Annotated in this window: 33 protein-coding genes and 1 pseudogene; 8 read left to right on the top strand and 26 right to left on the bottom strand. The window is 67.5% G+C overall.

The features are described 5' to 3' along the window. Position 1: 1 nt before the first annotated feature. The 18 genes from SL003B_RS20150 to SL003B_RS20240 all read right to left on the bottom strand — a co-directional run bounded on the left by SL003B_RS20150 (position 2) and on the right by SL003B_RS20240 (position 10,772). The gene (locus SL003B_RS20150; RefSeq protein WP_013654724.1) at positions 2–298 is read right to left on the bottom strand and encodes a VpaChn25_0724 family phage protein; all 297 of its coding nucleotides are present in this window, start codon (positions 296–298) and stop codon (positions 2–4) included. A gap of 3 nt (positions 299–301) precedes the next feature. Continuing rightward, a complete protein-coding gene (locus tag SL003B_RS20155; RefSeq protein ID WP_013654725.1) occupies positions 302–643 on the bottom strand; it encodes a DUF2730 family protein in 342 nt (113 codons plus the stop codon). After that, the gene (locus SL003B_RS23590) at positions 640–777 is read right to left on the bottom strand and encodes a hypothetical protein (RefSeq protein ID WP_158306647.1); all 138 of its coding nucleotides are present in this window, start codon (positions 775–777) and stop codon (positions 640–642) included. Before SL003B_RS23590 ends, SL003B_RS20155 begins: the two co-directional genes overlap by 4 nt. Positions 778–781: 4 nt before the next feature. Next, positions 782–1,174, bottom strand: coding sequence for a hypothetical protein (locus SL003B_RS20165; RefSeq protein ID WP_013654726.1), 393 nt, complete (start codon positions 1,172–1,174; stop codon positions 782–784). Beyond that, positions 1,171–1,371 carry a hypothetical protein gene (locus tag SL003B_RS20170; RefSeq protein WP_041375660.1) on the bottom strand — a complete coding sequence of 67 codons (201 nt, stop codon included), beginning with the start codon at positions 1,369–1,371 and terminating at the stop codon, positions 1,171–1,173. Before SL003B_RS20170 ends, SL003B_RS20165 begins: the two co-directional genes overlap by 4 nt. Continuing rightward, on the bottom strand, positions 1,368–2,309 hold the full coding sequence (locus SL003B_RS20175; RefSeq protein ID WP_013654727.1) for a glycoside hydrolase family protein: 942 nt from the start codon (positions 2,307–2,309) through the stop codon (positions 1,368–1,370). The genes SL003B_RS20170 and SL003B_RS20175 overlap by 4 nt, the downstream gene beginning before the upstream one ends. 90 nt (positions 2,310–2,399) lie before the next feature. After that, positions 2,400–2,792, bottom strand: coding sequence for a helix-turn-helix domain-containing protein (locus SL003B_RS20180; RefSeq protein WP_013654728.1), 393 nt, complete (start codon positions 2,790–2,792; stop codon positions 2,400–2,402). 4 nt (positions 2,793–2,796) lie between these two features. Next, positions 2,797–3,444, bottom strand: coding sequence for a regulatory protein GemA (locus SL003B_RS20185; protein ID WP_013654729.1), 648 nt, complete (start codon positions 3,442–3,444; stop codon positions 2,797–2,799). Between the two features lie 295 nt (positions 3,445–3,739). Then, positions 3,740–4,090, bottom strand: coding sequence for a hypothetical protein (locus SL003B_RS20195; protein WP_013654731.1), 351 nt, complete (start codon positions 4,088–4,090; stop codon positions 3,740–3,742). Continuing rightward, positions 4,090–4,743, bottom strand: a complete 654-nt coding sequence (locus SL003B_RS20200) for a DUF3164 family protein (protein ID WP_013654732.1) — start codon at positions 4,741–4,743, stop codon at positions 4,090–4,092. Before SL003B_RS20200 ends, SL003B_RS20195 begins: the two co-directional genes overlap by 1 nt. Position 4,744: 1 nt before the next feature. Then, positions 4,745–5,146, bottom strand: a complete 402-nt coding sequence (locus SL003B_RS20205) for a hypothetical protein (RefSeq protein WP_013654733.1) — start codon at positions 5,144–5,146, stop codon at positions 4,745–4,747. Continuing rightward, positions 5,143–5,403 carry a hypothetical protein gene (locus SL003B_RS20210; protein WP_013654734.1) on the bottom strand — a complete coding sequence of 87 codons (261 nt, stop codon included), beginning with the start codon at positions 5,401–5,403 and terminating at the stop codon, positions 5,143–5,145. The genes SL003B_RS20205 and SL003B_RS20210 overlap by 4 nt, the downstream gene beginning before the upstream one ends. Further along, positions 5,393–5,779: a transcriptional regulator gene (locus SL003B_RS20215; RefSeq protein WP_013654735.1), complete on the bottom strand. Its 387-nt coding sequence runs from the start codon at positions 5,777–5,779 to the stop codon at positions 5,393–5,395. The genes SL003B_RS20210 and SL003B_RS20215 overlap by 11 nt, the downstream gene beginning before the upstream one ends. Beyond that, positions 5,776–6,408: a hypothetical protein gene (locus SL003B_RS20220; RefSeq protein ID WP_013654736.1), complete on the bottom strand. Its 633-nt coding sequence runs from the start codon at positions 6,406–6,408 to the stop codon at positions 5,776–5,778. Before SL003B_RS20220 ends, SL003B_RS20215 begins: the two co-directional genes overlap by 4 nt. Next, the gene (locus SL003B_RS20225) at positions 6,408–7,172 is read right to left on the bottom strand and encodes an AAA family ATPase (protein WP_013654737.1); all 765 of its coding nucleotides are present in this window, start codon (positions 7,170–7,172) and stop codon (positions 6,408–6,410) included. Before SL003B_RS20225 ends, SL003B_RS20220 begins: the two co-directional genes overlap by 1 nt. Before the next feature lie 79 nt (positions 7,173–7,251). Continuing rightward, complete coding sequence (locus tag SL003B_RS20230) at positions 7,252–9,444, bottom strand: Mu transposase C-terminal domain-containing protein (protein ID WP_013654738.1); 2,193 nt, start codon at positions 9,442–9,444, stop codon at positions 7,252–7,254. Continuing rightward, positions 9,441–9,905: a hypothetical protein gene (locus SL003B_RS20235; protein ID WP_013654739.1), complete on the bottom strand. Its 465-nt coding sequence runs from the start codon at positions 9,903–9,905 to the stop codon at positions 9,441–9,443. The genes SL003B_RS20230 and SL003B_RS20235 overlap by 4 nt, the downstream gene beginning before the upstream one ends. Positions 9,906–9,908: 3 nt before the next feature. Continuing rightward, positions 9,909–10,772, bottom strand: coding sequence for a ParB N-terminal domain-containing protein (locus tag SL003B_RS20240; RefSeq protein ID WP_013654740.1), 864 nt, complete (start codon positions 10,770–10,772; stop codon positions 9,909–9,911). A 176-nt stretch (positions 10,773–10,948) separates the two neighbouring features. Here SL003B_RS20240 and SL003B_RS23445 point away from each other — a divergent pair, with 176 nt between their 5' ends. Then, positions 10,949–11,284 carry a hypothetical protein gene (locus SL003B_RS23445; protein WP_148259356.1) on the top strand — a complete coding sequence of 112 codons (336 nt, stop codon included), beginning with the start codon at positions 10,949–10,951 and terminating at the stop codon, positions 11,282–11,284. A gap of 205 nt (positions 11,285–11,489) precedes the next feature. On the opposite strand, the gene SL003B_RS20245 is transcribed toward SL003B_RS23445, so the two are convergent. Together SL003B_RS20245 and SL003B_RS20250 are read right to left on the bottom strand one after the other, a co-directional pair. Further along, on the bottom strand, positions 11,490–11,723 hold the full coding sequence (locus SL003B_RS20245) for a hypothetical protein (RefSeq protein WP_013654741.1): 234 nt from the start codon (positions 11,721–11,723) through the stop codon (positions 11,490–11,492). Between the two features lie 98 nt (positions 11,724–11,821). Next, positions 11,822–12,121 (bottom strand): helix-turn-helix domain-containing protein, encoded by a 300-nt coding sequence (locus SL003B_RS20250; RefSeq protein ID WP_041375662.1) that lies wholly within the window; start codon positions 12,119–12,121, stop codon positions 11,822–11,824. Positions 12,122–12,269: 148 nt separating this feature from the next. On the opposite strand from SL003B_RS20250, the pseudogene SL003B_RS24140 reads away from it, so the two are divergent. Continuing rightward, a pseudogene (locus tag SL003B_RS24140) lies at positions 12,270–12,494 on the top strand (helix-turn-helix domain-containing protein); the annotation flags it as partial. Positions 12,495–12,500: 6 nt separating this feature from the next. Continuing rightward, entirely contained in the window at positions 12,501–12,794 is a 294-nt protein-coding gene (locus tag SL003B_RS23890) for a hypothetical protein (protein WP_242390286.1), read from the top strand. A 900-nt stretch (positions 12,795–13,694) separates the two neighbouring features. Here the strand turns inward: SL003B_RS23890 and SL003B_RS20260 are convergent. Next, on the bottom strand, positions 13,695–15,692 hold the full coding sequence (locus tag SL003B_RS20260; RefSeq protein WP_013654744.1) for a heavy metal translocating P-type ATPase: 1,998 nt from the start codon (positions 15,690–15,692) through the stop codon (positions 13,695–13,697). A 1-nt stretch (position 15,693) separates the two neighbouring features. Then, the gene (locus SL003B_RS20265) at positions 15,694–16,683 is read right to left on the bottom strand and encodes a LysR family transcriptional regulator (RefSeq protein WP_242390287.1); all 990 of its coding nucleotides are present in this window, start codon (positions 16,681–16,683) and stop codon (positions 15,694–15,696) included. 89 nt (positions 16,684–16,772) lie between these two features. On the opposite strand from SL003B_RS20265, the gene SL003B_RS20270 reads away from it, so the two are divergent. The 5 genes from SL003B_RS20270 to SL003B_RS24035 all read left to right on the top strand — a co-directional run bounded on the left by SL003B_RS20270 (position 16,773) and on the right by SL003B_RS24035 (position 20,610). Beyond that, entirely contained in the window at positions 16,773–17,333 is a 561-nt protein-coding gene (locus SL003B_RS20270; RefSeq protein WP_013654746.1) for a DUF6448 family protein, read from the top strand. 242 nt (positions 17,334–17,575) lie between these two features. Beyond that, the gene (locus SL003B_RS20275; protein WP_013654747.1) at positions 17,576–17,809 is read left to right on the top strand and encodes a heavy-metal-associated domain-containing protein; all 234 of its coding nucleotides are present in this window, start codon (positions 17,576–17,578) and stop codon (positions 17,807–17,809) included. Positions 17,810–17,887: 78 nt separating this feature from the next. Beyond that, positions 17,888–19,837, top strand: a complete 1,950-nt coding sequence (locus SL003B_RS20280) for a heavy metal translocating P-type ATPase (RefSeq protein WP_013654748.1) — start codon at positions 17,888–17,890, stop codon at positions 19,835–19,837. Positions 19,838–19,957: 120 nt separating this feature from the next. Next, a complete protein-coding gene (locus SL003B_RS20285; protein ID WP_277914609.1) occupies positions 19,958–20,464 on the top strand; it encodes a DUF924 family protein in 507 nt (168 codons plus the stop codon). Between the two features lie 14 nt (positions 20,465–20,478). Continuing rightward, entirely contained in the window at positions 20,479–20,610 is a 132-nt protein-coding gene (locus SL003B_RS24035) for a DUF924 family protein (RefSeq protein ID WP_277914610.1), read from the top strand. An 86-nt stretch (positions 20,611–20,696) separates the two neighbouring features. Here SL003B_RS24035 and SL003B_RS20290 read toward each other — a convergent pair whose 3' ends face one another. Genes SL003B_RS20290 through SL003B_RS20305 form a run of 4 tightly spaced genes read right to left on the bottom strand, consistent with a single transcriptional unit; the run spans position 20,697 to position 24,724 of the window. Next, on the bottom strand, positions 20,697–21,641 hold the full coding sequence (locus tag SL003B_RS20290; RefSeq protein ID WP_041375664.1) for an FAD:protein FMN transferase: 945 nt from the start codon (positions 21,639–21,641) through the stop codon (positions 20,697–20,699). Next, positions 21,622–23,829 (bottom strand): PepSY domain-containing protein, encoded by a 2,208-nt coding sequence (locus SL003B_RS20295; protein WP_013654750.1) that lies wholly within the window; start codon positions 23,827–23,829, stop codon positions 21,622–21,624. Before SL003B_RS20295 ends, SL003B_RS20290 begins: the two co-directional genes overlap by 20 nt. Positions 23,830–23,840: 11 nt before the next feature. Then, entirely contained in the window at positions 23,841–24,311 is a 471-nt protein-coding gene (locus SL003B_RS20300; RefSeq protein ID WP_013654751.1) for a DUF2271 domain-containing protein, read from the bottom strand. Between the two features lie 38 nt (positions 24,312–24,349). Beyond that, complete coding sequence (locus SL003B_RS20305) at positions 24,350–24,724, bottom strand: hypothetical protein (RefSeq protein ID WP_013654752.1); 375 nt, start codon at positions 24,722–24,724, stop codon at positions 24,350–24,352. Positions 24,725–24,785: the final 61 nt, after the last annotated feature.

A 24,785-nucleotide genomic window follows, 5' to 3' on the forward strand; every position in this document is an offset into this window, starting at 1 on the left:
GTCACGCCTCCGGCCGCGCGGGACGCTTGACGCCCTCGATAACCGTCCTGCGCTCGACATGCCGTGCCCCCTTCTCCGTGAGTGTGGCGACCAGGATGGATCCGGCCTCGGTGAGCGTCACGGCGCCCATGTCGCGCAGCCACCGGAGCTCGTCATGCACCCAGGCGCGTTCGCGGCTGATCCCGAACGTTTCCAGGGTCAGGCGGAGGAGTTCGGAATTCAGCTGCTCGTCGGGCTGCTGTCGCAACGCCTTCAGCACGATCAGCCGTGCTTCCTCGCGCAGGATCCGGTTCATCATGGTTCACGCTCCCCGCCGTCCGCTCGCTTCGGCGATCAGGAACTCCTGCAACCGCTCGGAAATCGCCGCCACGGGCTTGAGGCGTTCCGACAGGATCTGGATCTCGCCGCTCATCTTCGCCAGCTCCACCTGCATCGTGTGCGCGTGGTTGCGGTCCGGCAGGTGCTCGATGTCCCGCTCGATCACGTCGAGCCGGCGGTCGTGCTCCTGGCTGCGATCGCGCAGCGCCTTGATCTCATCGGCATTGACGCGGCTGCGCGCGGTCAGCCAGGTGTAGATCAGCGAGGCGATCGCCAGTGCGCCACTCATGGCGCTGACAAGCGGGGTGATGTCGCTCAGGCTCACCGGCGATCTCCCTTGACGATGGTGGTAACGGATGCGGAAGCGCAGCGCCCGGCATCGTGCGGGGCGAGCGCGAGGGCGGCGAGGCCACCTGCAAGAAGGATCAGCAGGACCTGGGCGAACGGATGCAGCGTCATCGCATCACCGCAGCGACCGGAGCGCGGCGACGCCGCCGCCGACATAGAACAGCCACTGGATCATCTGCCCGCCCCAGGCTTCGAGGATCGGCACCGTGGCCACCCTCCACCCGAAGCGGAACACGCTGTCGAGACAGACCGCGCCCCACCACAGGCCCAGCGGCAGCACGAACAGCGCGGCGAAGATCCAGAAGGCGGCATGCTCGAGCTTCGCCCCGTTGAATGCGGTCATCTCCCTGGTTTCGGCGACGGCGGCGCGGATCGCCTCGATCTCGACCTGCGTGCGCAACGCCGCCCGGTCGGTTTCCGAGGCGGCCCGGCGCTCCAGATAGGCGAGCGTGCGCTCGACCAGGCCGGACGATGCAAGCCGCAGGACAAGCGACAGCAACCAGCTCATGTCCCGCCTCCGATCCGGGTCGTGGTGACGGTGCGAAGGAAGATGTTGAGCCCGCCGATGACCAGCATGGCCCAGAGCGCGTCGCGCGGTTCGAGGTAGAGATACCAGTCGAACTCGCCGAGGAAGCGCAGCAGCTCGAGAACGATCGGAACGAGCGCGACCAGCGCGTTGAGGATCAGTGTCCGGAAGCCTTTCATGCGGTCGCCCTCTGCTTGAGGAGCCCGGTCATGCGATGACGGATCTCGTCGCGGTAGCGCCAGGCGAAGACCATGCCGCCGATCGCGGCAAGCGCGAGCGACCCGCCGGCGATCCACAGGACCCACTCCGGCGCGCCGCCCAGGGCGGCCGCGAGGCCAGCGCCCGAGACGAGACCCGCCACGCCGGTCGCGGTGCCGCTTTCGCGGGCGGCCGCCGCGCGCTCCAGCGCGGCCGCAGTTGCCGGGCCGAGCAGACCGTCCACCTTGAGATGCGGGTGGCCCGACTGGAACGCGCGCACGGCCTTTGTGGTCCTGGGTCCGGCGAGCCCGTCCAGCGCGCCGTCATAGTGGCCGAGGCGCGCGAGGATCGCCTGATAGTGCAGCAACTCGTCGGACGCGGTCGACGCAACCGTGTCGCGCGGGATGACGCGGATCGCGCCGGATGTCGCGTAGATGCCGCGCTGGACGAGCAGCGCCTCGGCCTGGCGGCGCTTGACGAGGCCCGGCAGGCGGCGCCCGCCGGCCGTGGTGCCGGTCTTGCGCAGCAGCGCGGCCGACCCGGCGGCGTCGCCGGCCGCGAGCGCCTTCGCCCATTTCCACGTCGCGGCGCCTGGACCGAGATTGAAGCAAACCGATGCCGCGCCGTCGTAGTGGTGCTGGAACTTCGGCCGGATGTGCCGCACGACGGCCGCGCCATATTCCTCGTCCACGATCTTCGGCAGGATCTTCAGGCATTCCTCGCGGGTGATCGTGTCACCTGGTTTCAGCTGCCGGCCGCGCGTCGCGATCCAGTAGCCGCGGAAGACCTTCGACCGGTTGGTGTAGCCGGTGCCGATGGTCAGCACGCCGACCGGATCGCGATAGGCACGGCTGACGAAGCCTTCATGCGCGACAACGTCGCGTGCGCCCTGCGGGCTCAATCTGGTGATCGTCGACATGCGTTCGCCCCGGCTGGTGGATGCCGGTAGGGTGCGGGATCGGTGTCGGGGATATGAGCCTGACAGTGTCAGCCTCAGGCGTGCCGGGACCTAGAACAGATCGCCTTGGCGGGGGTCCTTGCGGCGGCGCAACCGCGCGCGCGTGCGGTATGCGGTGCGCTCGTGGCAGCCGCTCGCCGCCGCAGCTTGGCGCGCCGAGGCGCCGCTTTCAAGGGCCTTTACGAGCGCCCGACGCGCGCTCGCTTCCCGCGCGATCGGGATCAGGAAGCGGCCGCCGGTGTTGCGAACGCGAAGATGATCGCAGATCCGCGCCGCCGCGTCCCATCCGACCGTTGCCGTCAGCCAGTGATCGTCGCTTGCGTGGCTCGGGATATAGACCGTTTGCCCGCCTTTTTCGGCTGCGAGCTTCAAGGCAGCGTCGATGCCGGCAACTTCCGCGATCTCGACCAGGATACCGGGCAGGTAGGAATGGTCGCCCGCCATGGCGTCAGGCCTCGGCCTTGGCCATCGCCTTGCGCAGACGCAGGCCGAGCACGTTCATCAGGTCGATCCAGTCGTCACGACCGAAGTCGGCGTAGGTCCTGCCGGCCTGCATCCGCTCGACCCACGCATCCAGCGAGGCGGCCGGCGCCGCATCGCGGGCTGCAAGCCACGCCCATTGCGTCAGCAGGATCTGGAAACGGCAGTCATTCAGCAGCTTCGGCCGCTGCTTCTCCCAGCGGTACAGTCCGTCATTGCCGGTCTCTCGCCGCAGCCACGCCTTCAGCGCCTCGATCGCGCGCGCGGCTTCGTCCGGCGCCCGCAGGAAGCGGGAGTGACCCAGACTGGTCTGGCGCTTGACGAAGGCGAGCATCGCAGCGTCGGTGTTGTCCCGCACGATCCCGAGGTTCCAGCCGGCGATCCAAAGCGCCTGCAGCTTGCCGGCGTAGGATCCGGTGGCCCGCTTGGCCGGCATGGGCCTTGAAGACCGCTTGAAGCCGAGGCGCTCGAGCTCGTCCACCACCGCCTGGTGCTGCGGCGGCGTCATGGCGCGCAGGCTCCGCGCGCCTGTCACCCGCTCGTAGAGGTCGCGGGCGTCGTCGCCGGCGATGCCGAGTTTTTTGAGCCCGACATGGATGAGTGCGTGTGCTGTCATCTGTCCCACCATCTCAATCGGTCCGGACGCGCCTCGTCCGGACCCTCGGTTGACGCCGTGGCCGCGCGCGCGGCCCCTGGATCGTGGCCGTGGATGGACATGTCAAAGCCCTCCGTCTCCCTCCTTGAGCGCCGCCTTGATCCGGTCCCGGTTGCCGGCCAGCCAGCGCAAAGTGTCGAGCACGCATTCCAGTGTTCGGTCGCCTCGCCCTCGCGCAGGCGGCGCTGGGACACCAGACCGGGATAGACACGCCGCCGCATCGCGAGCTCGTGCTCGACCTCCTGGATTTGCGCGGTCAGCGTGCGGCGACAGGCCATATCAGCCCCCACTTGCCGTCGAGCAGATCGTCCAGCCACTGCGGCTCCGGATGGTCGGCCGGCCTGCCGATCTCCGCCTCGATCTCGATGATGAGCAGCGCGAGCTCGGCGATGACGGGCACCGATTCCGGGCTGGCCGTGCCAGCCACCGGCACATGATCCATGCCGTCCCAGGCAAGCTCACAGCAGCACTCGACCATCGATGCGAGCTCGCCGCGCAGCACGGCGAGCGCGCGTTCCAGCAGATCGGTGAGGCGGCAGAGCTTGCGCTCATCGGCGGATTTCACGGCCGGCCGATAGGGTGACTGGAGCGTCGGATCATCGCTCATCACGCCACCTTGGCCAAGTCGATCGTGACCGGCTCCCATTTGCCGTCGGGCCTGTCGCGCTTGTGGAAGCGCACGTAGGTCTTCGATCCCGTGATCCGCATGGCGTCGCGGATCGCCTCCATTGCCTGATTCCAGCGCGCGTCTTCGATCTCCAGCCGCAGCAGCATGAAGATTTCCGACCGGTTGATCTGGCCTTCGCGGTCGGTGTTGAACGCCCGGGTGATGATCCCGCGGATCTCCGGCCGGGCGTCGGCCGACCACTCGTTGAGGCATTCGTCGATCAGCGCCTTGGCGATCTGCAGCTGCGGCCCGAAGTCGATGAAATCCGCGACCTGGACGCTCACCCTCATGCAGCCGTCCACCGTCTGATAGGTCCGGTTGCCCTTGATGCCGCCGCGCGTCTGGCCGTAGACCTCCTGCAGCAGCGCGTCGAACTCGCCGAGATCGGTGAAGGTGTGGCCCTTGAAGCGCTCGATCTGCGCCGACAGCTCCTCGCTGTAACGCATGATCTTGCGAACCACCTCGTCCTCCAGCTTGTCCTGGGCCTTGATCAGCTCCAGCGGCACAAGCTTGCCCTTGGCATCGGCCATGTAGGGCCTGCCGTTGACGTCGATGACACCGCCGGCTGCGGCGCGGGTTTCGGGGCTGTTCATGTCAAATCCTCCGGTTGATGGATGTCATTTGGTCGAGTGCGGAGCGGCCCGGCGCCGGGTCGCCCATGAGTGTCGGGGTCGGGTCGGCTTGGCCGTCGCGCCTTAGGTCGGGGAGCATCAGGTCCAGCAGCGGGGTGACCCGCCAGCGCCGGCCGGTCGGGGCAGGCACGAGCCGCGCCCGCTCGGCCGCCTCCCGATGCAGCATCTCGCGCTGGCGCAACTCCTGATCGACGGCGACGATCAGTCGGCTGATGGACTGGACGAGGTCGGCCCGGCTCGTGCCGCCGCTGAGCAGCCGGGCGGCCACCTCGGCGGCCGCGATCGAGGCGGGCGTGTCCGGGCCGCAGCCGTCGAAGACCGATGCCAGGATGTCGTCGACCAGGTCGTGCAGGGCCTCGCTCATGACGCAGCCCCCCCATCCTGCGGGCGCGGCCTGGGCACGACCGGCATCCGCGTGACCTTGCCGGAGGCGAGGTCCGCCGCCGTGATCGTCACCGCCCCGGCCGGCACGGCCGCCTCCAGGTGCCTGGCCTGTCGCATGCAGTCGGTCAGCATCAGCTCGACCAGGCTTGTCACAGTGCCGGACAGCACCAGCCGGCCGTCGTGCGACCGGTGCTCGGCCAGGCCGTCGCGCAGTGCGCGGAGATCGTCAGAAAGCATCACCGCCTCCTTTCACGCGAGAGTGTGGGCAGCCGCCTCGGCACGCCCGGTACATGCGGACCCGATGCGCCGACGTCGGCGCGTAGGCCTTGCCTTGCCAGTCGAGGCACTGGTCGCGGCTGAGCTCGCCGACGACGGGGCAATCGACCGTCAGGCCCATCAGCGCGCCGCGCACGCGTTCTTCCACCCGCGCCATATCGCCGGCGTAGCGGGCGTTCAGCACCTGGCTGACGACGGCCGGCGAATAGCCGACCCGCCTGGCGGCACCGTTCAGGCCCTCGCGATCGGCAAGGGCCGCGAGTTCTGGAACCCAATCCGGAATGGCAGCGCCCCACGCGGCCAGCGCCTTGACGGCCATCGGGACAGGAGCGGTCATGGCGCGACCTCCTCGGTGACCGGCGTTCCGTAAACGTCGTTGGTGTTCGGATCGTAGACCGTGTGCGTTCTGAGGAGCCTCGGTGGCTTCGGACCCGTGTTCATCGACGGTTTGAGCCGCCACTTGGCGAGGTGTCGAGGGCGGCCCGGCACCACACAGTGGAGGTATCCCGCTGCCGCCAGATGCTTGGCATAGCTGTGCGCCGTCACAACCGACACGCGGACCTCATCGGTCGAGGAGAAGTCGGCGAGTTCCTTCGCCGTCCATCCGTCACGCAACAGATGCCGCATCGTGTTCCAGAGAAGCTGCTGGATGGGCACCGGCGCTTCCGAACCGTCTCGGCGCAGGCGTGGCGCCTCGGCCTGGCGGCGGCAAAGCCGATAGACCCGCCTCTGATATCGGCGGTCGGCGCCTTCGGCCCCGATCTCTTCGATGACGCCGGCCAGACGGAGCCTGCGCAGGTAATCGGTGACGACGTTGTCGCCCGGATCGCAGCACCCCTGGTCGATGTCGTGCTTCGTGAAGGGTGCGCCGGTCCGCGTCAGGTCGAGGATGACCGACCAGACATGCTCGTAGCCGCGCAAAACCGGACGGCCGGCGATCGTCTTGAGGGTAAGGATCGCCGCCATCAGCCGCGCCCTCCCGCCCGCCGGATCGGCGTCTCGCCCGTGAAGATGCGCCCTCCGTAGGAGCCTCTTTCGACGGCCGTCAGGCCGCTGTTGCGGGCGAACTGACCGATCTCGTGAAGGGTCGTGGCGATCCTGCGCGCCTTGCCGGCCGTCTGGCGGCGGACGTCTTCGAGCAGATCCGGCGCGATCTCCACCCCCGGGCACAGGAACCGCGCGAGCACCGTCGTGTCCTCGCTGTCGCACGGCTGCGCCAGCTGGAAGTCGAGCACCCGGTTGTGCACGCGTTCATGCGCTTCGAGCTTCCGAGGCAGCAATTCCTCGCCGATCAGGATGACCGGCACCTGCGTCGTCTCGTGGATGTCGCGCACGAACTCGATCATCCCGCCGTCGACCAGCTTGTCGGCCTCGTCGATGATCAGCGGCCGATGGGGCGCGTCGCCGAGCCGATAGATGATGTCGTCCATCAACGCAGCCACGGTGCCGCGCGGCCGCGGCTGGCCGAGTTCCTGCAACAACGCCTCGCAGAACCGCTTCTGCCGCCAGTAGTGGCGCACTTCCACATAAACCGCGCCGGTCTTGTTGATCGCGTACTGCGCGGCGACGCTCTTGCCGTAGCCGCTGTCGCCGCTGAACACGCCGATGCCGGGCAGGCCGACCGCGCGGGTGCGCAACGCCTCGATCAGGGTCATCAGTGCGGCGACGTTCTTCAGCGGCGCGATCGATCCGCGTGCTGCCGTCTTGACGTTCTTGAGTGGTGCCGTCATCCTATGGTCCTTCAAAACGGTCTTGAGGGCTCCGGTTTTCCGGGGCTCTTTTTTTCTTGGGCTAGACCTGACAAAGCTGTCAGATCTCGCCGAAATCCTCGTACATCTGGCTCATCGCCTTGTATTCCGGGCCGGTCTGGTAGCCGCCGAGCCACATTGCATCGGCCGTCTCCACCGGTTCGCCCGCCGCGATCGCGGCTTCCAGGGCGAGCGCGCGGCGGAACCGCAATTGCGGGGTTTCCTGCCTGCGGAGTTGCGTCACGGGCGCCGACCTCGTCGCGGCGCCTTGTGCGAGGTCCGCCGCGATCTCCGCGGCGCGGCCAGAGAGGCGCGTCTTGACCGGCTCCGGCGCGGTCACATCGAGCGCGGCGGCGATTTCCGGCGTGGAGTGCTCCTCTTGCCGCTTCGGCAGGGCCACCACCTTGCCGTCCTCGCGCGCCAACGCGTCGCGCTTGGCGACATCGATCGCGCGCTCGATGAGCGGTCGGCCGGAGGTGATGTCGCGGATCCGCGCCTTGACCTCGCGCGTCGCCTCGAGGAGCGCCTGGGCCTGCGCTTCCTTCTTCGCGGCGATGATGGTTTTGGGATGCAGACCGGCCAACTCGGGACAGACGGCCTCGCCGATGTAGCGGCCGTCATCGGCGTCGAACGCGTAAGCCTTGCCACTGTCGTTCGGGTCCATCCGCACGAATACGGCATCGCCCGGCATCGCGGCATTAATCACGTAGTGGAAACCGTCGATCCGCACGCCGAACTTCGTGACCTTCCGCAGGCCGTCCTTGCCGGCCGCGGGCATCAGCAACACGTCGAGTGCGCGCGCAGCGACCGTGCGGATTGGGGCGCTCGAAGCCGCCGCCGCATCGGCCGGCGTCATGCCCTTAGACAACCCGGCATGCGGCCGGGCCTCGTAGATGTACCGTGCCCAATCGTCCACGTAAGCCTGGAGCTGCGGCCCGGTCAGAGACACGTCGAACATGTCGGCCGTGTCGGCGCCAAGGCGGTCGGCGAAGCTCTTGCGGTCCTCGATGGCCTTTCGGTCGGCGACCGAATGTCCGACGTAGCCCGGCAACAGGGTGGCGCAATCGTGCTGGAACGTCTTGATGGCGCGCTCGACGTGGCCCTTCTGCTGTGGCGTGTAGGCCGCGGAAAGCTCCATTTCGATGTCGAGGGCGGCAAACAGCCGCTTGGTATCCCGCGCGACGAAATCGCTGCCGTTGTCCGTCTTGATCTTGGCCGGCACGCCCCAGGCGAGGATCGCCTTGCGGATCAGCAGCGCCACGGCCGAGGCGCGCGGCGTGCGCGAGACGTACCAGCAGATCCGCCGCGTCGCGATATCGGTACAGGCATAGATTGAATACCGCCCATCCGTGCAGTAGGCGTCGACCGGCGACGCATCGATCTGCCAGAGCGTATTCGCCTCGGTGATGAAGCGCAGAGAGCCGACGCCGGAGGGTGCCATCGTCGAGCGGTAGCGGTCCGGGTTTGTGAGCCGCGTCAGCGCGACTTTTTCCGCCGATTTAAGCCGCCTCAAAAAGTGCTGAAACGTGCGCACCGGCGGCATGGGGAGCGCCGTCTCGATGCCGCCCTTGATCGCGCGGATCTCGTCGCCAAACTCGTCCCTGCAAAGCGTGCGCACATGCGCGCCGGAAAGGTGCGGCTGGTGGGCAATGAGCGCGAGGATGAAAGTCCGCAGCGCCCCGCCGTTGGCGGTTTCCAGAACCGCCTTGCCCTTGCGCGCGGTGGATGGGTCGAAGCCGAGCAGGTCGGGCGACTGCTTCTTGGCGGCGCGCCAGCGGGCGAGTGTCCGCTTGGACAGATGCGGCACCATCGCGCCGATCCAGTCGTCGACCGAGAGCTTGCCGGCGTTGTAGCGCGCAACGAAGGTCTGCGTCAGGCTCGCCTGTCCGAGCCGCTGGCCCTTCGCATAGTCCTCGTATGCGGCAACGATCGCCAGCCGCGCGTCCCGCTCCATCGCCGCGCGGTCGGTGCCGGTGCCGGGGGCGGGGGCGGGGGCGGCAGACGGTTCCGCCGTCTCGTCCGGGGCGGGCGTCTCGATCCGGCGATGGAGCGTCTCGTAGGCGAGGCGGGCGAGCGTCGGCAGCAGGGCGATGTGATATTCGAGGCCTCCGCCGCGTCCGACGCGATCTCGCGCATAGGCCGGATTGGCGTGCCAGCGCTCGCTCTCGGCCAGCAGCCGGACGCCCCGTTCCGTGCCCGGCAGGCCCGGCAGGCCCAGCTCGGCGATCTCGCGGGCGGTCAGCCACTCGGTCATCGCCGTGCCCTCCACCGCGCTTCGAGGGCGCAGCGGTGCGCGTCCATCTTCCGCTGCTGTTCCTCCACGAGATGCAACTCGATCAGGTCGGCATAGCGCGCCTCGACCACGACGAAGCCGAACCGCTCGACCAGCGCGCCGAGCAGCCCGTTGCAGCCGGTCGCCTCCACCAGGGCGAGGAACGCGTCCAGCGGAATGCGGTGCTCCTCCGCCGCCTCGCTGGCCCACTTGTCGAGTGTGGCTTCGGACACCGACCGTCCGAGGGTCGTGGCGATCCGGCGCGCGACGTCGGCGCGCGAGGCCCCCTCCTCGCGCGCCTCGCGCAGGGCGCGCGACACCAGCCGGGCGATCTGGCTGTCCAGCGCGCCGCGCCCCGGACCCTCCGCGCCAAGGCTCACGGTCGCCTTGGGCGGAGCCCAGGAGAACAGGTCCTGCCAGAGCGGGTCGCGGCGCCGGGACATGGGTTAGCCGCGCTCCGCCAGCCAGAGGTCGATGGCCTCGCGATGCGCCTCGAAGAACGCCCGCTGCTCGGCCTTCTTCAGCCGCGAGAACGTGTCCGACAGTTTCTCCCAGGCACCCGGCTTCGGCGCAGGCGGCAACTTGTCGATGACTGCGATTGCCTCCTCGACTGTCGCCGCCGCCGCCGGCTCGGCCAGCAGCAGCCCGACGATCTGCGCCTGCCGCTCCGGCGACTGATCGGCGAGTTTCAGGAGTTCGGACTGGTTGCAGGCAAGCGGACTGTCGGCGATCCGGTCGCGGATCTCCGGCGAGATCGTCGCGATCTTCAGGCAGCGCCAGACCGTGACCTTGCTGAGGTCAAGCGCCCGTTGCGCCGCCTCGCCGAAGGACGCGGCGAACTGCTCGGCGGCAGCAGCTACCGGGTCGGCGTCGATCAAAGTTTCATCGTGAAACTTTGATGCCGCCCGCCGGTTTCCCCCGCGCTTCACCTGGCCTTGTGCGGCCTCGTAGATGTCGCGCCAGGCGGCGATCGCCACGGCGCGCTCCAGCGGGTTCAACTCGAACCGCATCAGGTTTTCGCGGATCTCGCGCAGGCCCGTCTCGGCCTCGCCGGCGAAGGCGTCCGGCGCATGGATGATCGCCGGGATCTCCGCCCAACCGAGCAGCTTCGCCGCCGCCAGCCGATGCGCGCCGTAGATCAGCCGATAGCCGCCATTGTCGGTCGGTCCGACAACCTCGATCGGCGTCAGCAGCCCGCGCTCGTCGATATCCTCGGCCAGCGCTTCGACGCGCGCCGGCAGCGCCTTGCGCAGGCGGTCAGTCACGTCGATCGCGGCAAGATCAAGATCCATGATGGTGTGTGCGGTCACGTGTTTCGTCCCGGTGATTGTTGTATCGTGTCCCGAAAAAGCGGCCGGGCATGCCGCTGTGCAGAGGCCCGGCCAGTTCGGGAGGAAACGCGGGTAGCCCCGCCGCCCGGCCACTGACGCAGGTCGCGCGTTCCCCTACACTCGGGGCGCGAACACCCGAGCTGGAGGGAAGAGGAATGCTGGGAAGAGAGCTATGGGCGGCGTATCTGCAAAGGCACTTTGTGCCACCGTCCTTTCCGCCTGAGATCATGAATGCGGATGCCGATACAGTCGCTCGCCTCATTTGGCCGCTTCTGTCGAAGTTTCGGGCGAAAATGGAAGTCCTCACGTCGACACGGTTCGACCGCGGATATGACCCAGAGGCGAATGCGGCGCTCTGGCGCATGGTCGAGGCCGGAAATCTCGACCCAATCGATGACTGCAGCGCAGGCGCGGGACGTGTTCTGTATGAACGGGCCTCATGGAGCATTGTTGCACTGACCATGGAAGCGAGGCGGGTTCCGGCTTCATGATCCCACTCCCGGCTCTCACGCACCTGTCGAAGTTCAGGCAGTGGCAGCGCTGCTATTCTGTCTCGGAGGTCCTGGTACGGAATTCCCTTCTCAATGGCCTGATCGATCGTCGCCCGAAGACTTTCCAGCTTTCCCCGCTGATACGCCGCTCCGGCCACAGTGAAGGCCTCCGGCAACCGCAAGTCTTGCCAGTTCCACGCGCCCGTCATCCCGCCACCTCCGCGACCGCCCACTTGGCGTCGCTGATGCCGCGCGCGTTGATCCAGTCGGCCTCCGCCTGCGCTTCCCCGACGCTGGCGAACCGGTACGCGTCGCCCGCCAGCAGGCCGGTCTCGGCGACCAGCGCCGACCCGCCGCCGGCAACCTCGACCTGATGGACGCGGCCCGTGTGGTAATAGGCGCGGCCCGAGGCCGACACCTTCTTCAGGATCGCTTTCATGGCAGGCTCCTTTGCGGTGCGAAGGGGATCGCGGGAGCCTGTCAGCAAGGGCCCCTGCGCCGCCCGCTTCCTGGCGAGGATCTCAGCTGGCGAGAGGCTCATGCCGCCGCGCGGTCCTGGCCGCTCTTCGGGGCGCGATTGGCACTGGTGGCCTTCGGCGCATACCTGCTAGACAGGATGCGGGTTGTCGTGATCGGATACCGATCGGGAAACAGCTGCTCGACCGGCACCTCGAGGAACTGGGCGATCGCCGCCTCGGCCTTGCGGTTCGTTCTCTTCCAGACATGGCCGAAGGAATTCGGCTTCATGTCGATGCTCTCGGCCAGCGCGGACAGCGTCATGCCGCGGCGATGCAGCTCGGCCTTGATCGAATGCTGGTCCCACCTGGGCTTCGTCATGGGCTCCCCTTCGAACCCGGCCTGCTGCAACAGGCCGGGTTCCTTGAACTGTCGATGTGAAACACCGGCCCCAAATCACGGGCCGATAAGATAGGGATAAAATGCGTTTGCGCTTTTGTAAAGCTCGAATGCGTTTAAGTGTGCTGTCTTGGCTCGACCCGAAACGGATCCGAAGACGCCTTTAGCGCAGAGACTTAGGGAGCTGCGCCGGCAGCACGGAGATCCTCAGCGCGGCGAATTAGCCGGAAAGCTGGGAATTAGCGTCACCGCCGTGGCCACTTATGAGCGAGGAGAGAGAGAGCCAGCGGCATCTGTTCTGGCCGCCTATGCGGATGTTTTTGGTGTAAATTTGAACTGGCTTCTCACTGGCGAGGGGGAGATGTTCGCCGATCCGGCGAAGGCTCCGGCTCGGGCGATGCCTTCCATCGACCCGGCGCTGTTTCGCCAGGTCGGCCGTCTCGTCACGCGGGTGCACAAGGAAGAGGGGATCAAGCTGCCGCCGGATGCCGTTCTGGACGAGCAGGCCGAGGCCTACAACGCCCTGCTGGCGCGCGCCGAGGATCCTGCCGACGCCGCCGAGCTCCACAGCCTGCTGCCCTGGCTGGAGGCGCGCCTGCGCAGGAAGCTGCAAACCGCCGCCGCCGAGCCCGGCACCGGCAAACGTCAGGCGTGATGCTTCTGGAAGTCTGAATGATCGTATTAAGTGTCGTCTCGCGCCCGTTTACAACCCGATCGCCGCACGCGATCCGCGTGGCCTCCAGCTCGGGGGTCGGGGCCGGTTTTAGGGTTGGTTTCAGGAAATCGCGACTTCCGAGTTAATTCGCTAGAATGGCTGTTTTCCGCCGTTTTTAAGTCGGAAGTCACTTCCGACTTAAATCGACAAATTGGCTGTTTTCTGCCGTTTTCCAGGCACCCTCATCGCGCCACGCGGGCCTTTTTGTGCCATTTGATCTTGCGCGCCCCTTTTTCGCCCACCCCGCCCAACCGCTCGGCAAGCCGCTGAATTCAAATCATTTTCGCCTGTTCCCGCCTGTTCCCACCTAATCCCGGTTCAGTGCCATGTGTTCTTGCGCGTTACACATCCGCTTGAGCCGTTCCGGCGTTCAGGCCCTTTGCGCGTTTCCGCGACAGGAAATCGAGTTTCCGCGCGACAGCTTCGCGGCCGACCCGCGGATTGCCAAGCTCCAGTGGGAACGCGACAGCGCCTAGGTTCCGCCGCTCCTTCCGCGCCCTGCCGATCATCCGGGCCGATCGTCCGCGCGGCAGGAGTGCGTGTCCCGGCCGGTTCCCTGGCGGACAGCTTTCAGGACGGCGACGGACGACACCTCGCGCGACAGGCAGGCGACGCCAATCCTGTTTCAGGTTGATCGCCCGTTTCGACAATCACGGAGCTCTGCGGTCCGCTTGACTGATGAAGAGCGGGAAATGGCCTAGCGGAGGGTGGAGGACACAGTCCGAACCCGAAGGCACGCGCGCAGGGTTAGTGTGGCGGCTGCGCGCAAGCAAAATGGCGGAGGGGATGGGCCTGACGTCCAACCTTCTCTGGGCCGGAAACGAGTTGAAGTCGTTGTCTTCAACCCGCGCGCCGCGGGATCCTTCTGCGATAGGCATGACGTTGGACGGGGGCGCTGATGCTGTCGACAGTCACCACCTGATCTGGTGACGCTGACTTGTTTTCGTTGCGGCGGATGGGGTCCCGCAGCAGACGCAGCCCGTTGAGCACCACCAGAACCGTTCCGCCCTCGTGACCGATCACTGCGAGCGGCAGAGGCAGCTCGAAGAACAGCGCGCCCGTCACCAGAATGACCATGGCACCCATGGAGAAGGCGAGGTTCTGCCGAATGATCCGCGCCGTGCGCCGCGCCAGTCGATGCGCCTCCGCGAGCCGTCCCATGTCTTCCGACAGGAGCGCCACGTCGGCTGCCTGCAGCGCGACATCCGATCCGGCAGCACCCATGGCGATCCCGACATCGGCACGGGCCAGCGCGGCCGCGTCGTTGACGCCGTCTCCGACGAAGGCGACCTTGCCTCTGGCCGCCAGCTCGCCGGCCATCCGGACCTTGTCTTCCGGCAGCATGTCGGCATGGATTTCCCCGGGCTTCAAGCCGAGCTCTTCGCCGATCCGCAAAGCAACCGCGCGGCGGTCGCCGGTCATCATGACGATTTCGCCGACGCCGCCTTCGCGCAACGCGGCAAGCGCCGGCGCAGAGGTCGCGCGAGCCTGATCCGCGATGGTGACAGCCCCCATCACCTGCCGATCCCGGCCGAAATAGATGACCGTCTCGGTGTCCGCAGCTAGCGCCTGTAGCTTCGGGTGGTCGATTGAGGCGCCCATCTTTGATGCGAGGCGCGGATTGCCGGCCCACACCTGCCCCTCGCCGTCGTTACCGACGATGCCGGCACTCGGTCGGGTGATCACGTTTGTCACTTGGGCCGGTTCAACATCGCGACTGAGGGCTTCCTGCCGCACGGCAGCCGCGCTGTGATGTTCCGACTGGGCCTCGAGCCCGGCAAGCAGCGAGAGGAAGCGCCGATCGTCGCCATCGAGCGCCACCACCCTTGTGACCGAGGCCTTGCCGGTCGTCAGCGTTCCCGTCTTGTCGAAGGCGAAGGTGTCGACCGCCGCCAGCGTCTCGAGCGCGGCGCCGCCCTTGAACAACACACCTCCGCGCGCGGCAGCCGACAGGGCGGAAAGAATCGCGGCAGGGACGGAGATCACGATCGCGCAGGGGCTCGCCGCCACCAGCAGAGTCGCTGATCGGTAGAGCGCCTCCTCCCAGTCGCGCCCCAGCCAGTAGAAGGCGGCGAAGGCCAGGACGGCTCCGACCATGACCGCGACCGTGTAGCGTTGCCCGAACCAGGAACTGAAGCGCTCCGATGGCGCCTTGGCCGCCTGCGCCTCGGTCACGAGCGCGATCATGCGGGCGACGGTGCTTTCCTCGATCGTCTTCGTCACGGCCATCTCGAGCACGCCGTCGAGGTTGACCGTCGCCTCGAAGACCGGGGCGCCGGGTTGTTTGGCGACGGGCATGGACTCGCCCGTGATATGGGCTTCGTCGAGAGAGCCCCGGCCGCTGACGATCACCCCGTCCGCCGGAACCCGCGCGCCGGGCCGCAGCACCACGACGTCATCCACCTGAAGATCGGCAGCAGGGACTTCCGAGACTGACCCGTCCGGCGCCTTGCGAAGTGCCGTCTCCGGCCGAAGCTCCATCAACGCCTCGATGGCCCGGCGCGCGCGGCCGAGCGCCCGTTCCTCCAGTGTCGTGGAGATGCTGAACAGCGTCAGCAGGACCGCACCCTCGAAGGGCGCGCCGACAGCCGCGGCCGCAACGGCGGCAACGACCATCAGCAGGTCGATGTCGAGAATGCGCTCTTCCCACAATGTGGTGGCGGCCCGCCATGCGGCGGGCAAGCCGCCTGCCAGATAAACAAGCAAAAGACCTGCGAGAGAGAAGGAAGCCGCCGTGGCGCCCTGAAGCGGCCATAGCGCGAGAATGGCCAAGAGCATCCCAAGGACGGTGAGGGCCGTCAGCGCGAATGAGCGGTCGATCTGAAACGGCTTTCCCATGTTATCTCCCGGCTGCTGGGGCATGCTCGTCGAGCTTCGATAAGTCGCCGTGCAAAGGCGCATCCATTGCCTCGCGGCTCATGCCCTCCAGCAGAGGCGCTTCCTTTGCCAATGCCTCGGCCAGGAAGTCGAGAAAAGCCCGGATGCGCGCGGTTTGGCGCAGATCCTCATGAGTCAACAGCCAGAGGTCGAGGGTGAATTCGTCAGGCAGCGGGGCGATGCGTACGAGATCGGTCTCGAGGTCCGCAAGTCCGCAAGGCAGCGGCGCAAGTCCCATCCCGGCCTTGGCGGCGGAGAGAGCAGCCGCCACCGAGTTCGTGCGCAGCACCGGCTTCACCTCCGGAAGAAAGCCGGCCATGCGACGGACAAGCGCCTCATGCTCCGAGTCGAAGCCGATCCAGTTGTGGAGCGAGAGGTCAGGCTCCGGCCGCCGCGCGCGGTAGTCGGCGCTGGCGTAGACGGCAAAGGCGAGCCGTCCGACCCGGCGCCCGACCAGGGTCTCGGCTGGCGCATTGCCGACGCGCAGCGCGACGTCAACCTCACGCCGGCTGAGGTTCAGGGCGACATTGCCGACGACAAGCTCGACTTCGATACCGGGATACGCATCCCGGAACCCGGCGAGGTGCCGCGGCAGTAGTCCGAATGCCAGCATGTCGATGGTCGTGAACCGCACGGCGCCGCTGAGACGCAGATCCTGCCCGGTCACCTTGCGGCTCAGGCTTGCGATCTCCTCCTCGACGCGCAAGGCGCCGTCACGCAGCTCCTCTCCAGCGGGCGTGAGCAGATAGCCCCCCGGTTGTCGCTCGAAGAGGCGTACCCCCAACGCCTCCTCGAAGGCACCGATGCGGCGAAAGACGGTGGAATGGTTCACGCCGAGCGTTCGAGCCGCGCCCGAGAGCGACCCGGCCCGTGCCACGGCCAGAAAGACGCGCAAGTCGTCCCAGTTCTCGGCCTTTGCATCCATGCAAGCAAAGCTTTCAAAAATCGCCAATCCCGCCGCACTCTCGCACAGTTTACCTTCTTGGTCGAGGCGGGCTCGACCGAGCCGCGCCGCAGATCGACAAGCGAAGGAGCATTCCAATGCGCAGACTACTCATGGCAACCGCCGCCCTCGGCCTTCTCGCCAGCCCCGCTTTCGCGCACTGCGACAGCATGGACGGCCCGGTGGTCCAGGACGCGCAGCGCGCCCTCGAAGCGCAGGACGTGACCCCGGTTCTCAAGTGGGTCACAGCGGAGGACGAGGACGAGATCCGAAGTGCCTTCGACATGACGCTGGAGGTTCGCGAGGAAACCGATGCCGCCAAGACAGTTGCTGACCGGTATTTCTTCGAAACCCTGATCCGGGTCCACCGCGCGAGCGAGGGCGCGGGCTTCACCGGACTGAAGCCGGCGGGCAGCGTCGAGCCGGCGATTGCAGCCGCCGACCAGGCTCTGGAGGACGGCAACGTGGAGCCTCTGGCGGAAGAGCTCGCCTCCGCGATCCGGCACGGAGTCGAGGAACGTTTCGCGGTAGCTTACGAGAAGCGCCAGACGGCGGAGGACTCCGTCGAGCAGGGTCGCGAGTACGTCGAAGCCTACGTGCAGTTCACGCACTTCGCCGAGCAGGCAGACCACCTGGCCGATGCCGGAGCCAGCCACTAGCACCAGGAGACCCTCGCCGGGCACTGACCCCAGCCCGAGCACTGGCGATGTGAGACATGTGGCGGCGGAGCGCGACGGCGCTCCGCCGTTACGCGTCAGTGGCGCTTTGCCCACTGGAGAGGGCCTTTGCATTCCTGCAAGACAAGCTTTCGGGTTTCGCTAATCGCAGTGCACAGGAGAACAACATAGATCCTCAGTAGAGGCAGGGCTCACAGAGAGCCCGACCGAGAAAGGAGAAAATCATGTCACAGAACAGCATCACGAAAACCATCCTCCGCAGCGACGAGCTTTCGTGCCCGTCCTGCGTGCCGAAGATCGAGAAGGCCTTGCGTGGACTGCCCGGTGTCGAGAAGGCCGAGGTGCGCTTCAACACCGGCAAGATCGAAGTCGAGCACGACCCTGCCCGGTCGAGCGTCGATGCGCTGGTCGAAGCGATCCGCGGCACCGGCTACGAAGCGCGGCCCTCGGCCTTCTGACCTTAATGGTGATCCCGCCGCGCCGCAATCCGGTGCGGCGGATCCACTTCGCAAGAAATGAATGAAAGGAGGGATGAGATGAGCAGTCTTGTTGCGAATATCAGCGGCGCCATCACACATCCTGCACGGCGACGTTTCTGGCTTACCGTCAGCAGCGGAAGCCTCATCGCAGTCGGTCTGATCGCGCGCTACGGCTTCGGAATGATCGACCTCTGGTGGGCGCTCATGGTCGCCGCCGCTTTGCTGGCTGGCTCGGACATCGCGGTCCGCGCCTGGCGGGCGCTGAAGGTCAGGCATCTGAGCATCGAGCTGTTGGTGACGGTTGCCGCCGTGGGCGCGCTGGTGATCGGCGAAGTCTGGGAATCGGCCGCCGTCACCTTCCTGTTCATGCTGGGTGCGTGGCTGGAGATGCGGACCATGGGCCAGACCCGCGGCGCGCTGAAAGCGCTGCTCGACGCTGCCCCGGCCACCGCCACCGTCCTGCGGGGCGGCCAGCCGGTCGAGGTTCCTGCCATTGCCGTGCAACTGGGTGAAACCGTGCTGGTCAAGGCTGGCCAGCGTATTCCGGTCGACGGAGAGGTGACCGAGGGTACAGCCGCGGTCAGCGAGGCCGCCATTACTGGCGAGCCGATGCCTTCCGAGAAGGCGCCCGGCAGCCGTGTCCATGCCGGAACCATCGCTGAGAACGGCCTTCTGCGCATACGGGCAACCAATGTCGGTGCCGACACCACGCTGGCCCGCATCATCCAGCGCGTCGAGGAAGCGCAGGAGGAAAAGGCCCCGAGCCAGCGCATGATCGAGCGCTTCGCGCAGTGGTACACGCCCTCGATCATCGGGCTCGCGGTTGTCGCCTTCGCCTTCACGCAGGACATCCGGCTGGCGCTGACCCTGCTGGTCGTGGGCTGCCCCGGCGCGCTGGTGATCTCGACGCCCGTGTCGATCGTCGCCGGTATCGGTCGGGCCGCGCGCAGCGGCATCCTCATAAAGGGCGGCCAGCATCTGGAAAGCGCGGGGCGGATCGACACGCTGGCGCTGGACAAGACTGGCACGCTGACCGAAGGCAAGCCGCGTCTGGCTACGGTGATCGCGCTTGACGGCACAACCGAGGACGAACTGCTGCGCTTGGCCGCGACAGCCGAGGCCGGATCGGACCACCCGCTCGGCCGCCCGATAGTCGAGGCTGGTCGCAAGCAGGGTCAGCTGCCCACGCCCGAATCGCTCGACGAGCACGCCGGTATGGGTATCAGCGCCCGCATCGAGGGGCGCGAAGTCGCCGCAGGGAACCGCCGCCTGATGGACAGGCTTGGCATCCCGCTGGGAGCCGAGGGCGAAGCCGCTCTGGGCCGGCTGCTCGAGGCCGGGCAGACGCCGATCCTCGTGGCGGCGGACGGAAAGCTGATCGGCTTGCTGGGCATGTCCGACATGGCCCGAGAGGGCGCAAAGGAAGCCATCGCCCGCCTGCGCAACATCGGCATCGGCCGCGTGGTGATGTTGACTGGCGACCAGCATGGCGCGGCGCATGCCATCGCCCGCGAGATCGGCATCGACGAGGTCCACGCCGGCCTGATGCCCGAGGACAAGCTGGAGTTGATCCGCAGAATGAAGGCCGATGGCGCGCATGTCGCGATGGTCGGTGACGGCATCAACGACGCGCCCGCTCTTGCGGCCGCCGATACCAGCATCGCCATGGGCGCGGCAGGCAGCGACGTCGCCATCGAGACCGCAGACATCGCCCTGCTCAAGGATGATCTCGGCAAGATCCCAGAGGCGATGGCGATCTCGCGCGCGACGCTTGGCAACATGCGCCAGAACCTGGTCATCGCGCTTCTGACGGTGGCGGGGCTGCTCGCCGGCGTCTTCAGCGGCCATGTCCACATGGCGGGTGGGATGCTGGTCCACCAGCTCTCGGTGCTGATTGTCATCGCCAATGGCATGCGGCTTCTGCGGGTGCCCGGAGCACCCAGACCGGACGCTGCCGCTCGCCGAGGCCGGACTGCCGTTGGGCCCGCAGCCGCCACCAGGACGTGAACGCCTGTTCCATCACCAAGAGCCCCCGCGCCCTCGCGCGGGGGCTTTCGCGGCTGCGCGATGGCGGCTGCTTTATCATTGTCTGGAGCAGATACAAGTGTGCTCCATGGAGGTGCGGCCATGAACCAGAAAACTGACGATCAGATATGGCGGGAAGTTCTCGAATTCTGGTTTCCGGAGGGCCGCTCATTTCAGATCGATGCGGAGACCCATAGAGATCGTTGGTTCTGGCGAATGCGTGGCGGCGCGGACAGCGAAATTGAGTCCCGTTTTTCGGAACTCACTGCTGAAGGAGCCGTAGGAAATCTCGACCCTCGGGCCTCCGATTCCGAAGGCAGGCTCGCGCTCATCATTGTGCTCGATCAGTTCTCGCGATCGGTCTGGCGAGGCAATGTCCGCGCTTTCGCGCAGGACAAGGCGGCGCTGGCGCTGGCGATGGAAGGCCTAACCAACGGCCAGTACGCCGCGCTGCCAACGCCATGGTTCAAGGTCGTTCATGGTCTGCCACTCGGCCATTGCGAGGGACCCGAGCACCTTGAGCGCCTCGATCTCCTCATCCGGCTTCGCAAGGAGAGATCGCCGCAGAAGCCCCCGCGCACCTGCAGCCGATTTACCGGCCGCTGGTAAAGCAGGCCCGGGACGTGAAGGACGTGATCGCGGCATTCGGCCGTCATCCTCACCGCAATCAGGTTCTTGGTCGCAATTCGACCCCCGCCGAGGAAGGATACCTCAAGCAGGACGATCTTCCCCATGAGAGGGCATTTGAAGCATGAATCTGCGCCCCCGCGGGGCGGCGTCATACGACGCTCGCAACACTCACCAGTGCGGACTCCGCCGCCGTGACGATCGATGGCGATGGCTATGAAAACAGTTGTCCGACTCCCAAGCTCCGTGCGTCGCCATTATGGTCGCGCAAGAGGAACAGGGCGTCGAGCCCGCTTCGTCTTGCGAGCGTCGCGCCTTTGTCCGGCCCAAGCACCATGAGGGCCGTCGCCCACGCATCGGCTTCGGCACAGGTTCGAGCCACGACGGTGACGGAGGCCGGCGACGCGATCAGCGGCGCGCCGCGCCTTGGGTCCATCGTGTGCGACAGGCGGCGCCCCTGCACCTCGACCCAGTGACGGTAGTCGCCCGAGGTCGCGACGGCGGCATCCTGAAGCGCGAGGATCGAATGCGGCGTCCGGCGCTCGGCGTCCGGCGCCTCGACCGCGATGGTCCAGGCTTCGCCGTCCGGCCTGAGGCCCATTGCACGCATCTCGCCATCGATCCCGACGAGTCCGTCCGAAATCCCATGATCGCGCAGGGTCTCGGCGAGCCGGTCGACGCCATAGCCCTTGGCGATGCCGTTGAGGTCGAGCTTCAGGGCTGCGGCCTTGCGCACGCGGGCGTCGTCCATCTCCAGCGCCTCATGTGCCGGGCGGCGCGAGGCGGTCATCGCGGCGCGGATGCCATCCGGCGCGGCGTCCCCGGGGCCGAAGCCCCAGGCCGTCACCGCGTCGCCCATGCCAATGTCGAACGCCCCGCCCGAGGCGCGCCCGATCTCGATGCCGAGGCGCAGGACCGCAGCCAGTTGCGCGGGCACCGCCACCCATTCTCCCACCGGCGCCGCGTTGAGCCGCATCAGGTCGCTGCCCGCGTTCCAGGTCGACATCTGTCCGTCCACCTCTTCCACGGCCGCCTGCAGCGCGCCCCGGATTGCCTCCTTGTCGACGTCGGGACCAGCGAAGAACAGCGCGGACCAGCGCGTGCCCATCGTGGGGCCGTTCAGGGCGACCCGGACCAGTTCAGTAGACATCTTCGACATACCGCCCCTCCGCCTTCAGGACTGCCGGGGTCAGCCCGGCCGGCGCGAGAAACTCGGCCAGCGCATCGGCCACGCCGGCCGCCATGTCGCGTCCGCCGCAGACCATCACACGCGCCCCATTGCGGATGAGTTCCGCGACCTCCGTGGCCTCGCCGCGCAGTGCGTCCTGGACGTAATGAGGCCGCGCCCCGCGTGAGACGGCCGTGACCAGGCGTGTCAGGCGTCCCTCGTCCTGCCAGTCGGGGAAATCCTCGCCGTAGAAGAAATCGCTGTTGGGATGGCGCATGCCGAAGAACAGGTAAATCGGCCTACGGCGCGCGTTGCCGCGCACGAAGCCCGCGAGCGGCCCGATGCCGGTCCCCGCGCCGATCAGGATCAGCGGCGCCCGACTCCGGCCCGGACGGAAACCGGGGTTGGGGCGGAGAAAGGCAGCGATGGTGTCACCCGGCTCCAGCGCCGTCAGCTGTCCCGAGCAGAGGCCGCCGGGATGCTTCTTGACCACGATCTCGATGAAGCCGTCGAGACGCCCGGACGCGAGCGAGTAGAGCCGCGGAACGGCGCCGCCCTCGGGCAGGATGCCGATCAGGTCCCCCGCCTGGAACCGAGCGAACCCGCCCCCGAGCAGCCGCTGCCAGAGCGGGACGCGTGGAAGCGCGAAGCGCAGGATCGCCGTCGGGGCCTGCACCTCGGCGCCGTAGTCGCGCCGCGAGACAAGGGTCAGCGTGGTCGTTTGCGGCTGGACCGACTGATGCGACAGCTCGAGTCCAATGCCGAGCACGTCTCCAAGCGCACGACCCCAGCGGGCGAAATCCTGCGGCGATTGCCGGTCGATCGTGTCGAGCGGCAGAAGCTCGGGCCAACCCTTCGCCTGCGCCGCTGCCGCGACGTCCCTGGCGAAGGCGCACCAGGCCGGAAAGCTGCGGTCGCCGAAGCCGAGCACCGCAAGAGGAATGTCCGGCGCGCGCTCGAGCGTGCTCAGCCGGTCGAGAAAGCCCTTCGCCGAGGCCGGCGCCGCCCCGTCGCCATAGGTCGCGGCGAGCAGGATGATCCGCTCCGCCCGCGCATAGCGCTCCGGCGCGAAGCCCGACATCGGGCCGACATGGACGCTCTGCCCGGCCTCCGTCAGTGCGGCGTGAAGGGTCGCGGCGAAGCCCCAGGTGCTGCCGCCCTCGCTGCCGACGAGAAGGATCGTCTCCGCCCGCACGGCGGGCTGGTTGCCCCGGATGCGCGGCCGCCCGCGCCGCCCGGCGAGCCAGACCAGGATGCCGGTCGCGCCCATCGCGGGCACGCCGAGCGCCATAAGCCCGAGCACGAGGCCAAGCGTCGCCGCCCCCTGTCCGGTGTGCAGCATGTAGATGGTCTCCGAGACGCGCTCCCATCCCGTCAGGTCGGCCCAAGCCAGAAGCGCGCCGGTACCCTGGTCGAGATAGCCGGTGCCCCGGTCGGTCTTGACCGTGAAGACATCCGTCGCGTCGCCCGGATAGGGAAAGCTCAGCTCGCGCAGCTCGGCGACCGGCGTCTGCCGCAGCGTTGGCATCTGGTCGAGCGCGAACCCCGTCTCTCCACTGACCTCCGCTGGGGCGACCGGTATGCTGCCGCCATCCGGCAGCAGATCGAACGTGGACGCCGTCATCCAGAGAGCGGTCGTGGAGGACAGAACGAGGCCGACGACAGCGATCCGGGCGATCTCGACGTGCAGCCGCCCGGCGAGCGGGCCACGCAAGCGCGCAAACCAGTGCCGCCAGCCGCCCGCGCGGCGCGCGACCAGCGCCGCGCCGGAGAGCGAGAGGATCAGCATCGCGGCAGCCCCTGCGGCCATGGCGATGCGGCCGCTATCCCCAAGGAAGAGCGAGCGGTGAAGGTTGGTGAGCCAGCGTTCGACCTGGTTGGGGTCGGCCGAGGCCACGCCTTCACCGGTCGCCGGGTCGATCACGGCGGCTCCCGGCGCGCCCTGATCGAACCAGTAGGCGGTGATGCGACCGGAGGGCGACCGGCGGACCTGCTCGACGCCCGGATAGACGGCCTGAATGCGGCTCGCGAGTGCAGCGACGGTCAGGCCGGCCTGCGACTGCGGCGCGGCGATGCGCTCGGCCGCGGGGAAGACCGAGAGCGCCGCACCGCTCAGGCTCAGGATGGTGAGGAGCGCGAGGGCCAGAAGACCCGGCCAGCGATGGAGTGCACGGATCATGGCCCAGCCCCTCACATGTCGTAGGCGAAGCTGGCGACGTAGCGGCGTCCGGTCACGGGGGTGCCCGCGCCATCGGTCGTGAGCGGCACCGCCACATCGTTCGGGCTGTCCCGCATGTCCTCGACGGCAGCGTCGATGTGGAGCGTGTAGCCCGCGTCGAACAGCGCGTCGGCCAGGTCGAGCGTGATCTCGAGCGTGCGGCCCGCGCCGACGCTGGCGCCGGTGATGCCGTTGATCTGCGCGGCGTCGCCGCCCGTGGCGCGGTACCAGTCGCTCAGATGCTCGTAGTACTTGGACTTGCCGCCGGCCATCCAGAGACTGCCGACATAGGCGCCCGAGGCGTCGGTGACGTAGAGCGCGAGGTAGGCCCCGTCGCCTCCGTAGGTGTTGAGGGTCGTGGTGAGCGTCACCGGCCGCGCCATGGCGAGACCGGGAAGTGTCAGCGCCGTGGTCAGCGCAAGCGTTGCGAGAAGCGATTTCATCGGATGGATCCTTGTTCGGAGAGGGGCTGCGAAGCGGTTCAGTTCACCTGAACCTGCGGAGGTGCGCCGTTCCCGAAGAGGCCGTTCTGCGGAGGGGCGACCGTGCCCGCGGGCGCGGGATTGCGAGCGCCACCGCGGCATTCGTCGTCGTCATCATCGTCGTCGCAGTCTTCGTCATCGTCGTCATCGTCGTCATCGTCGTGGCCGCGACGCGAGCCTTCCCGCCAGCGATTGTCGTCGTCATCGTCGTCGCTTGCGAGAACGAGCGGCATCGCTTGCGCGGCGTCATCGAAGAGCGCGGCGACCGGCCGAAGGACGCCGTCGGACGGGGCCTGCATCGCGCTCCAGGCGGGGACGCCGATCACGACGGTCAGCGCCGTGGACGCGGCGAGAAATGTCAGGGTCTTCTTCATGGCAGGGTCTCCTTTCGTCTGCTGAAGACAATCTGGAGAACCGACCTGAGGGCTTGCTGAC

This window comes from Polymorphum gilvum SL003B-26A1, assembly GCF_000192745.1.
GTDB classification, from domain to species: domain Bacteria; phylum Pseudomonadota; class Alphaproteobacteria; order Rhizobiales; family Stappiaceae; genus Polymorphum; species Polymorphum gilvum.